Below are 13,854 nucleotides of genomic sequence, written 5' to 3'. Positions count from 1 at the left end.
TCGCAAATTGTTACGGTTATTGGGGTTTGACGCGGTCCTTCTTAGTGGGATCAACGGACTGTTGCGTTCTTTTTGGATTTCAGCGCGGGTCTTGCTTGTGGCGGCACCGATAGTCGCTGGGTTGATCTATTTGGATGTCACAAGGAACGCCAATTGAGGTGGTGGAAATAGCACATTTGACCCAGATCACCCCGTTTGTGCCCTGCACCTCAATGGACAGGCAGATCGGGTTCTATCGTAACGTGCTTGGCTTTGGGCTGGGATTTCAGGCTGAAAACTACGCCTTTCTACGCCGCGATGCGGTAGCTGTTCGGCTGGTCGAAGTTGACGGCACTGTGGACCTGAGCGTAAGGGATCGTCAGGGATCGTTCTATGTCGATGTTGAAGGCCTTGATGCGGTCTATGCCGATATGCGGCCCACCCTTGCCACATTGCCCGAGGGCCGGGTGCGCGCGCCGTTTGATCAGCCATATGGGCAGCGCGAGTTCCACGTCGCGGACGAGGATTGCACGCTCATTTTTTTCGGAGAAGCGATATGAGTGCTCGACTGACCCCGCTGGAGTTGATGACCAAGCTGATCAGCTTTCCTACCGTCAGCCGCGACACGAACCTGCCATTGGTCGACTGGGTCGAGGGCTATCTGAGTGATCACGGGATCACGGCCCACAGATATTACCACCCCGATCAGCTCAAGGCGGCCCTGTTTGCGCATGTCGGCCCCGAGGTCGAGGGCGCGGTGGTCCTGTCGGGGCACACGGATGTGGTGCCTGTGGATGGCCAGCCGTGGGACACCGACCCCTTTGTCGTGACCCAAGTCGATGGCAAGTATTTCGGGCGCGGCACCTGCGATATGAAAGGCTATGACGCCCTTGCGATCTGGGCACTGGTCGAGGCGCATCATGCGGGCGTCACCACGCCGATGCAGCTTGCCCTGAGTTTCGATGAAGAGATTGGCTGCCTTGGTGCGCCACCCATGATCGAGGCGATGCAGGGCGTTGTGCCCAAGGGCGGCCCGGTTATCGTGGGCGAGCCGTCGATGATGAAGGCGGTCACCGGCCACAAGGGGGGGCAGGGCTTTGACACCCATGTGATCGGCTTCGAGGTCCATTCCTCGCTGCTGAACACCGGGGTCAGCGCGATCCTTGAGGGGGCCAGGATCATCGACTTTGCCAATCATCGCAATGCCGAGAATTTCGCCGCCACCCCGTCGCCGCTGGCGGCAATGTTCGACCCGCCCTGTACCACGTGGCATGTGGGGCAGGTCGAGGGCGGTACGGCCCATAATATCACCGCCAAGTCTTGCCGGTTCTCGATGGATTTCCGCGCGGTGCCCGGGGATGACACCACCGCCCTGAAAGAGGCATATCTTTCCCATGTGGCAGAGATCGAGCGTGGGATGCAGGCGATCCGCCCCGAGACGCGGGTGGAGGTCGATATCCGCTTTGATGTGCCGCCCTTGCAGCCCGAGACCGATGGCGTGGCCGAAGGTCTGGTGCGCGCCATTACGGGTGACAATGCGGGCCATGTGGTCAGCTACGGCACCGAAGCCGGGCAGTTTCAGGCGGCAGGCTATTCCGCTGTCGTCTGTGGTCCCGGCGATATCGCGCAGGCCCATCAACCCAATGAGTTCATCACCGTGGCCCAGTTCGAGGCGGGCCACGCGTTTATGCGCGATCTGGTGGCGCGGCTGGCGTGAGGTCGGGACCGGTCTGTTTTGGCCCGGGGCCAAAAGGCACCCGCCCACCGACCCTTGATGGGGCTAGCTGATGCGCTTTGCAATCCATGGTGACAGCCCCGTGACATGGGGTGGCCCGCAGCCTGTCGAGGCCGATGTGATCGTGATCGGCGGCGGTGTAATTGGTGTGTGCACGGCCTTGTTCCTGGCCCGTGATGGCCTGCGCGTTGTCTTGCTGGAAAAGGGGCGGATCGCGGGCGAGCAATCCTCGCGCAACTGGGGATGGATTCGGCAGCAGGGCCGCGACCCGGACGAATTGGGCATTATGGTCGAGTCCAACGCATTGTGGCGCGAGCTGGCAGGTGAAACCAATGTCGATATCGGTCTGCACACCGGCGGTGTGACCTATCTGGCGCGCACCCCCAAAAAGATGGCGGAATATGAGGCGTGGTTGCCTCATGCGCAGGCGCATGGTGTGGACAGCCGGGTGTTGTCGGCGGCTGAGGTGGTGGAGCTGATCCCGGGCATGTCGCGCCGTTATGCGGGCGCGCTTTATACCGCATCCGACATGCGCGCCGAACCTTGGGTGGCGGTGCCTGCGCTGGCCGGTGTTGCGGTGCGCGCGGGCGTGCGGATTGTCGAAAGCTGTGCGGTGCGTGCGCTGGATATGGCGGACGGCAAAGTGGCTGGTGTGATCACCGAACAGGGCCGGATCGCCGCACCCGAGGTTGTGCTGGCGGGGGGCGCGTGGTCATCCCTGTTCCTGCGCCGTCACGGGGTTGTCCTGCCGCAACTGTCCGTGCGTGCCACCGTGGCCGCGACCGCGCCCTTGCCGATGGTCTATCCTGGTGGCGCGGCAGATGAGGGTATCGCGTTTCGACCTCGTGCGGATGGGGGCTATTCTCTGGCGGCGGGGGGCTTTCACGAGCTGTTCATAGGCCCCGATGCGTTCCGATCCTTACCAAAATTCCTTGCGCAACTGCGCGCCGACCCATTCGGCACCCGGTTTCTGCCCGGCGCACCCAACGGGTTCCCGGATGCCTGGGGCACCCCGCGCACATGGTCCGAAGACGCGCAAAGCCCGTTCGAGCGGATGCGCATCCTTGACCCCCAGCCCAATGCGAGGAAGGTCGCCGACCTGACGCGTGATTTCGCGGCTCTGTTCCCCGACCTTGGCCGTGTGCGGATCAAGGCGGCGTGGGCGGGCATGATCGACACCATGCCCGATGTCGTTCCGGTCGTGGACCGGGTCGTGGCCCTGCCTGGCCTGACGGTGGGCACCGGCATGAGCGGTCACGGCTTTGGCATCGGCCCAGGCATGGGAAAGGTGCTTGCCGCTCTGGTCACGGGGGGCGAGGTGGGCCATGATCTGACACGGTTCCGTCTGAGCCGCTTTACCGATGGGACGCGGATGCGCATCGGCCCCTCTGTCTGATATCCGGAAAGGACACCCCATGCCGATCAAGAACCGTCTGGCCGAAACCCATGCCGAGATCACCGGATGGCGGCGGCATCTGCATGCCCATCCCGAGCTGGGATTCGCCGAACATCAGACATCCGCCTTCGTTGCGGACAAACTGCGCGAGATCGGTGTGGATGCGATTGAAACCGGCATTGCGCAGACGGGTGTGGTTGCCGTGATCAAGGGACGCACCGACACCAAGGGCCGCGTCATTGGTCTGCGTGCGGACATGGACGCGCTGCCGATCCTTGAGGCCTCTGGCGTCGACTATGCCTCGACCAATCCGGGCACCATGCACGCCTGCGGGCATGACGGGCACACCTCGATCCTGTTGGGGGTGGCGCAGTATCTGGCCGAAACCCGCAATTTTGACGGCACCGCTGTGTTGTTGTTCCAACCCGCCGAGGAGGGTGGCGGTGGTGGCCGCGAGATGGTGAATGAGGGCGTGATGGACCGCTTTGGCGTGCAGGAGGTCTATGGGCTGCACAACATGCCGGGTCTGCCCACGGGGCAATTTGCGATCCGATCCGGGGCGCTGATGGGCAGTGCGGATGAGTTCTATATCACAGTGACGGGCAAGGGCGGGCATGCCGCAGCACCTCATCAATCCATCGACCCCAACGTCACGGCGGCCCATATCATTCTGGGCCTGCAAAGCATCACCAGCCGCAATGTGGACCCGCTGCATGCCGCCGTCGTGTCGGTCTGCGCGCTCCATTCGGATGTGGATACACATAACGTGATCCCGCAGCAGACGCGAATGACGGGCACGGTCCGTGCACTGGAGGCAGAGGTGCGCGACATGGTCGAGGCGCGGGTCAAGGCCATCGCCAAGGCCACCGCCGAGGCCTATGATTGCGAGGTCGAGGTGGATTACCGTTTGGGCTATCCCGTCACCGTCAACCACCCCGATCACACCGAATATGCAATCGCCGCCGCCCGCGCTGTGGCGGGTGATGTGATCACCGACACGCCTCCGATCATGGCAGCCGAGGACTTTTCCTTTATGCTCAATGTACGACCCGGGGCATATATCTTCCTTGGCAACGGGGACGGGCCGATGGTCCACCACCCCGCCTATATTTTCGATGACGATGCGATCCCGGCGGGATGCAGCTGGTTCGTCGAACTCGTCGAACAGCGGATGCCCGCGCAATAACCCCTGCAGCAGGAGAGAGCCCATGCCGATCAAGAACCGCTTTGCCGAAATGCATGCCGACATCACCACCTGGCGGCGTGACATGCACGAACATCCCGAAATCCTGTTCGACACTCACCGCACCAGCGCGCTGGTTGCCGAAAAGCTGCGCGCCTTTGGCTGTGACGAGGTGGTCGAGGGGATCGGGCGCACCGGCGTGGTCGGCGTGATCAAGGGCAAATCCGACAGCGCGGGCAAGGTTGTTGGCCTGCGCGCCGACATGGACGCGCTGCCGATCCACGAGCAGACGGGCCTCGAGTATGCCTCGAAAACCCCGGACGCAATGCACGCCTGCGGCCATGACGGGCATACGGCGATGCTGCTTGGGGCGGCGCAATACCTGGCCGAGACGCGCAATTTCGACGGCACGGTCGTGGTGATCTTCCAGCCCGCCGAAGAGGGCGGCGGGGGCGGTCGCGAGATGTGCAAGGACGGGATGATGGACCGGTGGGGCATTCAGGAGGTTTACGGCATGCACAACTGGCCGGGCCGCCCCGTGGGTGAATTCGCGATCCGGCCGGGGCCGTTCTTTGCCGCCACCGACCTGTTGCAGATCGAGTTCGAGGGACTGGGCGGGCACGCGGCCAAGCCACAGGACACCATCGACACGACGCTTATGGCCTCTCACGCGGTGACCGCCCTGCAATCCATCGTCAGTCGCAATGCCGACCCGATCGAACGCATCGTGGTGTCGATCACCTCGTTCGAGACATCCTCCAAAGCCTTCAATGTCATTCCGCAAAGGGTTTCGATCATGGGCACGGTGCGCACGATGAGCGCCGAGATGCGCGATCTGGCTGAAAAGCGGGTGCTGGAGATTTGCGAGGGCATCGCGACCACTTTCGGGGGCGTGGCGCGCGTCGATTATCAGCGCAACTATCCGGTGATGGTGAACCATGACGATCAAACCGCATTCGCGGCTGATGTGGCGCGTTTGGTCTCGGGGCAATGCGACGAGGCTCCGCTGGTGATGGGGGGCGAGGATTTCGCCTTTATGCTCGAAGAGCGGCCCGGCGCCTATATTCTGGTGGGCAATGGCGACACGGCGATGGTCCATCACCCTGAATACAACTTCAACGACGAGGCGATCCCGGCGGGCTGTTCGTGGTGGGCCGAGATCGTGGAGCAGCGGATGCCGCTGGCGTCCTAAGCGGTGTCGAGCAGGGCGCGATAGATCGCGATGATGGCGTCCGCTTCCTGCTGAAGCTGGAAGTGGTCGACCATGTGGGCGCGGGCCTGGGCGCTCCATGTCGTCAGCGCCGCAGGGTCCGCCAGCAGCGCGTCGGTGGCCGCAACCATTTCGCCCACGTTCCCCGGCGCGATCAGGGTGCCGGTCTGCCCGTCTGCGATCAGCTCCTCGAAGGCGCCGACCCGTGTGCAGATCGCAGGTGCGCCGCAGGCCATCGCCTCAAGCGGGGTCAGCCCGAACCCTTCCCACCGCTGCGGCGCGATGTAGATATCAAGCGCCTGATAGAATTTCGGCGTCTCCCAAACCGGCACTTCTGGCAGGAACAGCAACCGCTCGGTCAGGCCCGCCGCGCGCACGCGCGCCTTGAGGTCGCCCAGAAACGCCTGATCCTTGTCCACGGCGCGGCCCATCACGATGGCGCAGGCGTCGGGGTGCCGGCCCAACACGTCGATCATCGCGTCCACAAAGACATCCGTGCCCTTTTGCGCGCGAATGCGGCCAAAACAGCCCATCAACGGACCCATGGGCAGGCCCAGTTCGGCGCGCAGAGCGGCTTTGTCGGGGCTGGGGGCAAAGACCTCGGTGTCGATGCCGTGATGGATCACGGTATTGGGCACGCTCAGATAGCTCGCAGTCTTGGCCGAGGTCGCAATGACTGCGTCCATGCGTGCCACGAGCGCCTTGGTCAGCCCGGTATGATTGCGCTGGCTGGCCGAGGTGAAAAGCAGCTTCAGCCGCTTGCCCAGCACCCGTTTGAGGGCGATCCCCGCGATCATCTCGACATTGCGCCGCGCGTGCCAGACCCGCGCACCCGACGGGCCGCGGTGCCCCATGGTGACCAGCTTTGACCAATGCACATTGGGCACATGGTCGGGCACTTCGGGCGCACAGGCGGTGATGGCGATCTGGCGCGCCTGCAAGGGCACCAGCCGGATCACTGTCGAGGTCACGCCCGACAGGCGCCGTTTGAAATTCGGCGCTATCACATCGATTTGGGACAGGTCAGTCATGCAGATCCTTAGCGTGGGTGTCGGCCAGAGAGAAGAGGCGCGCGGCCAGTTCCCCAAGCGGCGCATCGCCCGACTGCACCAGCGGGCGGGCGTTGACGGCCAGCGTGGCGGCGCGATCGGGGTCGCGCAGCAGCGCATGGACGGCTGGTGTCAGCGCCGCTCCGTCTGCGACCTCCACACTCGCATCCGCGGCGAGAAAACGTGCGTAAGCCTCGGTGAAATTCGTGTAGTGTGGCCCGTGCAGGATGGCGCAATCGGCAGCCGCGGGTTCAAAGGGTGTGTGCCCGCCCACATCGGTGAACGAGCCGCCCAGAAATACTATGGGCGATAGCGTGTACCACAGGTCGGTCTCGCCGATGGTGTCGGCCAGATAGATCTGAGCGGTGGCGGCATCGCCGTCCCCGGTGCTGCGTTGGGCCAGCGTCAGCCCGGCCTTGGCCACCAGCGCGCGGACCGCAGCGGCCCGGTGGGGATGGCGCGGCACGAGGATCAGGCACAGATCGGGATCGTCCGCCAAGAGGCGGGCATGGCTGGCAAGCACGACCTCTTCCTCGCCCGGATGGGTCGAGGCGGCGACCCACAGGGGGCGGTTGCCAAGGTCCGCATGCGCGCGCGCGCGCGTCACCGCATCGATCATCGGCGGACCCATCATGGATTTGAGGTTCGCGCCCTGTTGGGCATTCTTCAGCCCCATGGCGCGCAGGTGATCGCGGCTGCGCGCGTCCTGACAATGGGCCATCACGATCCCGCGCAGCACATAAGCGGCGGTGCCGGGAAAGCGTTGCCAGCCTTGCGCGCTGCCGTCGGACAGCCGTGCATTCAGCAAGGCGACGGGAATGTCGGCCTCCGCACACATATCGAGTAGATTGGGCCACAGTTCGGATTCCACCAGCACGCACAGATCGGGGCGCCAGTTGCGCAGGAACCGCGCCATCGGCCCACGCCCGTCCAGCGGGCTGAACTGGTGTATCGCGCCTTGGGGCATGCGGCCTGCGACGGCTTCAGCCGAGGTGGCGGTGCCCGAGGTCAGCAACAGGCGCGGGTCGGGGTGATCCCGTGTGATGCGGTGCAGGACAGGCAGCACCGACTTGGCCTCGCCCACACTGGCCCCATGAAACCAGATCAGCGGCCCGTTGGGGCGCAATTGGGTGGCATGGCCCAGACGTTCGTGGGCCCGTTCGGCACTGACACCGCCCGCACGCAACTTGGCCACCGCCCGGCGCGTCGCAAAGGGCAGTGCGAGGGCGCTCAGTGCGCGGTAAAGCCGAAACAGGGCCGTGGGCCGCATGGGGCTCAGCCGCCCGTGTGGCTCATGTGCCGTGGCATCTGACCATCCAGTCGCTGCCGGGAATAATCAAAATCGTGGCCCTTGGGTTTCATGCCAATGGCCGCGCGGATCGCATCCTGCAATGGCGCGTCATCGTCGGGATGGGCGCGTAGCGGCGCGCGCAGATCGGCCATGTCCTCCTGGCCCAGACACAGGTAAATCTCGCCCGTGCAGGTCAGGCGGACCCGGTTGCAGCTTTCACAGAAATTGTGGGACAGGGGCGTGATAAAGCCGATCTTCTGGCCCGTCTCCTCAAGACGCACATAACGCGCAGGCCCGCCGGTATTTTCGGCCAGATCGGTGACGGTGTAGTGATCGGCGTAGCGGGCGCGCACGTCCTTGAGGGACCAGTACTGGCCAAGGCGGTCCTCGTTGCCCAGATCGCCCATCGGCATGACCTCGATCCAGGTCAGGTCCATCTCGCGCTCGGCGCACCAGCGGGTGATGGTCTCAAGCTCGTTTTCGTTGAAATCCTTCAGGGCAACGGCATTGATCTTGACCTTGAGGCCCGCAGCCAGCGCCGCATCCACACCGCGCAACACCTGGGGCAGGCGGCCCCACCGTGTGATCTCGGCGAATTTGGTCTCGTCAATGGTGTCGAGCGAGATGTTCACCCGGCGCACCCCGGCGGCATAAAGATCGGTCGCAAAGCGCTCCAGCTGGCTGCCATTGGTGGTCAGCGTCAACTCCTTGAGCGTGCCCGCCTCAAGATGGCGGCCCATGGCGTTGAAGAACGTCATTATATCGCGGCGCACCAGCGGCTCGCCACCCGTAATCCGCAGCTTTTGCACGCCCAGACCGATGAACGCCGAACACATGCGGTCCAGCTCTTCGAGGGTCAGCAGCTCTTTCTTGGGCAGAAAGGTCATGTTTTCCGACATGCAATAGACACAGCGGAAATCGCAGCGGTCGGTGACGGAGACGCGCAGATAGGTAATCGCACGCGCAAAGGGGTCAATCAAAGGAGCGGTCATAAGTTAAGTGGTATGTGCGCACGGCCCCGCCTGCAAGGGCCATTGCGTGTCAATCTGGGCAGAGTATGGTGGATCCATGAGATGGATCTTGGTGAGTTTGGTCTGCATGGCAGGCTGCGGGATACTGCCTGAACAGGGCCGGGATGCGCCTGCGGGGGGTGTGGTTGGCGTCGACGATGCCGCCGTGCGCCCGCAATCACGTCCCGATGACCTGGACGTGGTGGAGGCGGTGCCGGATGAGGCCCCCACGCCCGTGCGTCGCGGGAAACTGGGTACGACTGTCGCATCCCTTGGTGATGCGGCGCAGCCCGGTTTGTGGTTGAAAACACCACTTGTCCGCGCCGAACAGCCGGGCCGCATCCGCTCGGTCGAGACGGGGCAAAGCGTGGCTGTAACCCTGATCCCGATTGAAGGGCCCGAGACCGCCGGCAGTCGTTTGTCATTGGCGGCGATGCAGGCGATCGGGGCGTCGCTTACCGGATTGCCCGAAGTCGAAGTGACCGCAGACGGCTGATTTATCCGTTTGTAGGCAGATACTTGGCCGCCTCTTTGGCCGCGAACGGTTTCATCGCATCCCCATGCGCGTCAAGAAAGGTGCGGGCGCGCGCCGCGTCATGTTTGCCCAACTCGCGCACCCACCATGCAATCGCTTTCTGAATAAACCATTGCTGGTCGGGGACATAGCCCGCGGCCCATCCCAACACCCGCTCGCGCACTTCAACCTCATGCGGCTTGGGAAAGTTCTGCTTGGTCCATGGCAGGGTCATCACAAGTGCTGCGCGCCGGGTCCACAGGTGGTCCGAGGTGGTCCATGCCTCGACCTCCTCGATACGGGTCGGGTCGGCCACAAGCCGCTTTTGCCCCGCCATGCAGGCGTGATCGGCAATGGCCCAACTGTCGAATTCGGGCACCCATGATGAGATCAGTGCCCAGGCATCGTCATCGGGCCGAATACGGGCCTGGGTCAGCAATTTGGCGGCGGCCAATCGCGCCTCGTAGAGATTCGTGCGCCACAACCCGTCCGCCAGCGCAACACGGGCAGGAAGGTCCAGGGCCTGACGCCACGCTTTTGTCAGGTCATTCAGGATCGGATTTGGCACGCCCAGATGGTCGCGTTTCGATTTGTGATAGGCTTTGGCATCTGCGGCGCGTTGCGCATCTGCGTGGGCCGATATCTCGGCCAATGCGTCATCTGGCGTCATGGCTTGGGCCCGTCGATATGGGTGTCAAATCCGTCGATGGTTTGCGTGTTGCGTGTTGCCCAATAGGCCTTGATACCCTCCGGGCCTTTGTCGTCCGCCCATTTGGCCAGCACGTCCCGTTCGCCCGCATAGTCCATGAAGGGCACCGCATACCCACAGGAGGTTTGGACGAGATCAATGCTCAGATCATAAATCTGGCGCGCGCCATGTGAGGGCGGGAAGTGGGTATTGAGATCGGCAAACTCCGCATCGCGCGGATGCAGCGTGTGCGCACTGCCATAGGTGCGCAGGACCATGGGCCGCACCTCAAATCCGCACCACATCAGCGTCATGCGATTGACCGAAGCCAGATGCCCCGCCGTTTCATTGCCCGACCCGGTCAGGTTACGCCAGATGATCCGGTTGGGGCCAAGCACGCGCAGACTGTCCATGCCCTTGGGTGAGATGTTGACGCGTCCATCCTGCGCGGCAGAGCCCACGAAAAACATGTGCTGCGCCGCGATAAAGGCCGCCAGATCGTCGCTGATCTGATCAAATTGCTTGGCCATTATTCCACCGTCACGGATTTGGCGAGGTTGCGGGGTTGGTCTACATCCGTGCCTTTGGCCACCGCTGTGTGATAGGCCAGCAATTGGGCAGGCACGGCATAGACGATGGGGGCGATGATGTCGGGGCAATCGGGCATTGTGATATCAGCCCACACGCCGTCTCCGGCTTCTTTCAAACCGTCATTATCGGTGATCAACACGACCTTGCCCTTGCGCGCCATGACTTCCTGCATGTTCGACACGGTCTTGTCGAACAACGTGTCCTTGGGGGCCATCACCACGACGGGCACGTGTTTGTCGATCAGGGCGATGGGGCCATGCTTGAGTTCACCTGACGCATAAGCTTCGGCGTGTATATAGCTGATTTCCTTTAATTTCAGCGCACCTTCAAGGGCGAGCGGGTACATTTGCCCGCGGCCCAGAAACAGGATATCGCGCGCTTCGGACAGTTTGCGGGCCGTTTTGGCCATCGCATCGTTCTGCGCAATCGCGAGGTTGATCATGGCGGGGATCGCGCGCAATGCTGCAACATGCCCGGACATTTGCGCCGCACTGATGGTACCGCGCGCCTGCGCCGCTTTCAGCACCAGCATCAGCAGAACGGTCAACTGGCAGGTGAACGCCTTGGTGGAGGCCACGCCCACTTCGACCCCGGCAAAGATCGGCAGGGCCAGATCGCTTTCGCGCGCAATCGAGCTTTCGGGGACGTTGATGACCGACACGATCTTGTCGGCCTTGCCCTCGCAATAGCGCAGCGCGGCCAGCGTGTCCGCGGTTTCGCCCGACTGGCTGACGAACAGCGCCAGCGTGCGCCCCGGAATGGGTGGCTCACGGTAGCGGAATTCAGAGGCCACATCGACCTCGACCGGCAGCCGCGCGATCTGTTCAAACCAGTATTTCGCCGTCAGGCACGCATAATAGGCAGTGCCGCAGGCCACCATGGTCAGCCGGTCGATGGACGTGAAATCTATGCCAGGATCGGGCAGGGTGATCTGATCATCCGACCCCAGATAGTTGGCAAGTGTCGCGCTCAGCACTGTGGGCTGTTCGGCGATTTCCTTGGCCATGAAGTGTTTGTGTCCGGCCTTGTCGATGCGGGCATCGTCGATCTGGATCTGACGGACCTCACGATTTGCGAGAGCACCATGCGCGTCGCGGATTTCGACGCCTGCGCGGGTCACGACGGCGCGGTCGCCTTCCTCAAGATAGGTGATCCGGTCGGTCAGTGGCGCAAGCGCGATGGCATCCGAGCCGACAAACATCTCGCCCGCGCCATGCCCGATGGCGAGAGGGGAGCCCTTGCGCGCCGCCACGATCAGGTCACTTTCGCCATCGAAAAGAAACGCCAGCGCAAAGGCCCCTTCGAGCCGGTCAATCGTCTTGAATGCCGCCTCCACCGGGGACAGCCCCTTGTTCAGATGGTGTTGCGCCAGCATGGCGACGGTTTCGGTGTCTGTCTCGGTCTCGAACTGCAACCCGACCTCGGCCATCTCGGCCCGCAACTCGCGGAAGTTTTCGATGATCCCATTGTGGACAACCGCCACAGACCCCGCGCGATGGGGGTGGGCGTTGGTCTCGCTTGGGCCGCCATGGGTGGCCCACCGCGTGTGGCCGATCCCGGACTTGCCTGCCAGCGGGTCATGCACCAGCCGATCGCTCAGATTGACCAGCTTGCCCACTGCGCGGCGGCGGTCCAGCACCCCATCATTGATAGTCGCAATGCCAGCACTGTCATAACCGCGATATTCGAGCCGTTTCAGCGCCTCAACAAGGATTGGCGCGACTTCGTGGCTGCCCAGAACACCTACAATTCCACACATTTTCAGCTGCCTCTGCTTTGCTTGGCCTTTTGAGCCTTTAACATGTCGAACAATTTGCGTGCCATGCCGGGTTTTTCCACCTGCGGCGCACGGCCCAATGCCAGCGCGCCATCTTCCACGTCAGAGGTGATCACCGAGCCTGATGCGGTCATCGCCTCGGCCCCGATAGAGACGGGCGCGACCAGCATGGTATTGGACCCGATAAAGGCGCGCGCGCCAATCTCGGTCCGGTGCTTCATCACGCCGTCATAATTGCAGGTGATCGCCCCGGCCCCGACATTCGCCCCGGCCCCGACAAAAGCGTCGCCGATATAGCTGAGGTGGTTGATCTTGGCCCCGCTATCCAACGTGGCGTTTTTCACCTCGACAAAGTTGCCCACGCGCACGCCCTCGGCCAGTTCGGCACCCGGGCGCAGGCGGGCATAGGGGCCCACGATGGCGTCGCGCGACACATGACACCCCTCCAGATGCGAAAAGGCGCGGACGGTGGCGCCGGTTTCGACCGTGACGCCGGGACCAAAGACCACATTGGGTTCGATTACCGCGTCCCGCCCGATGGTGGTGTCCAGCGACAAAAAGACAGTGTCGGGGGCCATGAAGGCAACCCCGTCTTCGATCAACTGCGCGCGTGCCTTTGCCTGAAACAGCGCATTGGCGGCGGCCAGTTCGGCGCGGCTGTTGATGCCAAGGGTCTCGGCTTCGGCACATTCGACTACACCCACCCTGCGCCCCTGAGCGCGGGCGAGGGCGGGCAGGTCGGTCAGGTAATATTCGCCTTGGGCGTTGTCATTGCTGACCTGCGACAGCAACTCCAGCAGCAACGGTGCCGGGGCTGCCAGCACACCAGAGTTGCACAGGGTCACCGCGCGTTCGTCCTCGGTGGCGTCCTTGAATTCGACGATGCGCGCAAGCTGATCGCCGTCCATGATCAAACGGCCATAGCGACCCGGATCCGCAGCCTCGAACCCCAGCACCGTGACATCCGCCTCGGAGGCGACCAGCGTTTCCAGTGTTTCGGGGCTGATGAAGGGGGTGTCGCCGAACAGGACAATGGCGAGCCCCTCAAAGCCCGCCAAAGCATCACGGGCCTGCGCCGCGGCATGCCCGGTGCCTAACTGTTCGGCCTGCAACACCACCTGTGCTTCGGCGTCAAAATCCAACGCGGCAGCCCGCACCTGATCCACGCCATGCCCGGCGACAACGATTGTGCGCTCGGGTTCCAGCACGGCCCCCGCGCGCATCGCGTGATGCAGCATCGGTGCGCCCGCAATGGGATGCAGCACCTTGGGCAGATCCGACTTCATCCGTGTGCCCTTGCCTGCGGCCAGAATGACTAATGCAACGCTCATAGAATGCCTCTTTGGCCAAATCTCTTTGTCTTTTTGTTGCGCCCTGTTTATCCGCTGGACGCGCACACGCAAGCGCAGGCCCCATCAAACAAGATTGCGG

13 protein-coding genes are annotated in these 13,854 nt (G+C 63.2%); 6 read left to right on the top strand and 7 right to left on the bottom strand.

Features of this window, described 5'->3' with window-relative positions:
- Positions 1 to 134 precede the first annotated feature (134 nt).
- The 5 genes from Q0859_RS06245 (at position 135) to Q0859_RS06225 (ending at position 5,485) form a co-directional block, all read left to right on the top strand.
- Positions 135 to 539, top strand: coding sequence for a VOC family protein (locus Q0859_RS06245; protein WP_366523181.1), 405 nt, complete (start codon positions 135 to 137; stop codon positions 537 to 539).
- Positions 536 to 1,696: an acetylornithine deacetylase gene (gene argE, locus Q0859_RS06240; RefSeq protein WP_299148736.1), complete on the top strand. Its 1,161-nt coding sequence runs from the start codon at positions 536 to 538 to the stop codon at positions 1,694 to 1,696. The genes Q0859_RS06245 and argE overlap by 4 nt, the downstream gene beginning before the upstream one ends.
- A 70-nt stretch (positions 1,697 to 1,766) precedes the next feature.
- A complete protein-coding gene (locus Q0859_RS06235) occupies positions 1,767 to 3,110 on the top strand; it encodes an FAD-binding oxidoreductase (RefSeq protein WP_299148734.1) in 1,344 nt (447 codons plus the stop codon).
- A 19-nt stretch (positions 3,111 to 3,129) separates the two neighbouring features.
- Positions 3,130 to 4,296 carry a M20 aminoacylase family protein gene (locus Q0859_RS06230; RefSeq protein WP_299148731.1) on the top strand — a complete coding sequence of 389 codons (1,167 nt, stop codon included), beginning with the start codon at positions 3,130 to 3,132 and terminating at the stop codon, positions 4,294 to 4,296.
- A gap of 22 nt (positions 4,297 to 4,318) precedes the next feature.
- Positions 4,319 to 5,485, top strand: a complete 1,167-nt coding sequence (locus Q0859_RS06225) for a M20 aminoacylase family protein (protein ID WP_299148729.1) — start codon at positions 4,319 to 4,321, stop codon at positions 5,483 to 5,485.
- Here the strand turns inward: Q0859_RS06225 and Q0859_RS06220 are convergent.
- The 3 genes from Q0859_RS06220 to moaA are packed head-to-tail and all read right to left on the bottom strand — an operon-like array spanning position 5,482 to position 8,835.
- A complete protein-coding gene (locus Q0859_RS06220) occupies positions 5,482 to 6,534 on the bottom strand; it encodes a glycosyltransferase family 4 protein (protein WP_299148727.1) in 1,053 nt (350 codons plus the stop codon). The genes Q0859_RS06225 and Q0859_RS06220 overlap by 4 nt on opposite strands.
- Positions 6,527 to 7,822, bottom strand: a complete 1,296-nt coding sequence (locus Q0859_RS06215) for a 3-deoxy-D-manno-octulosonic acid transferase (RefSeq protein WP_299148725.1) — start codon at positions 7,820 to 7,822, stop codon at positions 6,527 to 6,529. Before Q0859_RS06215 ends, Q0859_RS06220 begins: the two co-directional genes overlap by 8 nt.
- Before the next feature lie 5 nt (positions 7,823 to 7,827).
- Complete coding sequence (gene moaA, locus Q0859_RS06210) at positions 7,828 to 8,835, bottom strand: GTP 3',8-cyclase MoaA (protein WP_299148722.1); 1,008 nt, start codon at positions 8,833 to 8,835, stop codon at positions 7,828 to 7,830.
- A gap of 76 nt (positions 8,836 to 8,911) precedes the next feature.
- Between moaA and Q0859_RS06205 the strand changes: the two genes are divergently transcribed.
- A complete protein-coding gene (locus Q0859_RS06205) occupies positions 8,912 to 9,349 on the top strand; it encodes a hypothetical protein (RefSeq protein WP_299148719.1) in 438 nt (145 codons plus the stop codon).
- A 1-nt stretch (position 9,350) separates the two neighbouring features.
- Here Q0859_RS06205 and Q0859_RS06200 read toward each other — a convergent pair whose 3' ends face one another.
- From Q0859_RS06200 to glmU, 4 genes are read right to left on the bottom strand one after another with little or no spacing between them, the layout of a single operon-like run.
- Positions 9,351 to 10,037 carry a DNA alkylation repair protein gene (locus Q0859_RS06200; RefSeq protein ID WP_299148716.1) on the bottom strand — a complete coding sequence of 229 codons (687 nt, stop codon included), beginning with the start codon at positions 10,035 to 10,037 and terminating at the stop codon, positions 9,351 to 9,353.
- A complete protein-coding gene (locus tag Q0859_RS06195; RefSeq protein ID WP_299148713.1) occupies positions 10,034 to 10,585 on the bottom strand; it encodes a pyridoxamine 5'-phosphate oxidase family protein in 552 nt (183 codons plus the stop codon). The genes Q0859_RS06200 and Q0859_RS06195 overlap by 4 nt, the downstream gene beginning before the upstream one ends.
- Entirely contained in the window at positions 10,585 to 12,405 is a 1,821-nt protein-coding gene (gene glmS, locus Q0859_RS06190) for a glutamine--fructose-6-phosphate transaminase (isomerizing) (protein WP_299148710.1), read from the bottom strand. Before glmS ends, Q0859_RS06195 begins: the two co-directional genes overlap by 1 nt.
- A gap of 2 nt (positions 12,406 to 12,407) precedes the next feature.
- Positions 12,408 to 13,754 carry a bifunctional UDP-N-acetylglucosamine diphosphorylase/glucosamine-1-phosphate N-acetyltransferase GlmU gene (gene glmU, locus Q0859_RS06185; protein WP_299148708.1) on the bottom strand — a complete coding sequence of 449 codons (1,347 nt, stop codon included), beginning with the start codon at positions 13,752 to 13,754 and terminating at the stop codon, positions 12,408 to 12,410.
- Positions 13,755 to 13,854 lie beyond the last annotated feature (100 nt).

It is taken from the genome of uncultured Tateyamaria sp. (assembly GCF_947497045.1).
Taxonomy (GTDB): Bacteria; Pseudomonadota; Alphaproteobacteria; order Rhodobacterales; family Rhodobacteraceae; genus Tateyamaria.
This window is presented reverse-complemented; position numbering and strand designations above follow the sequence as displayed.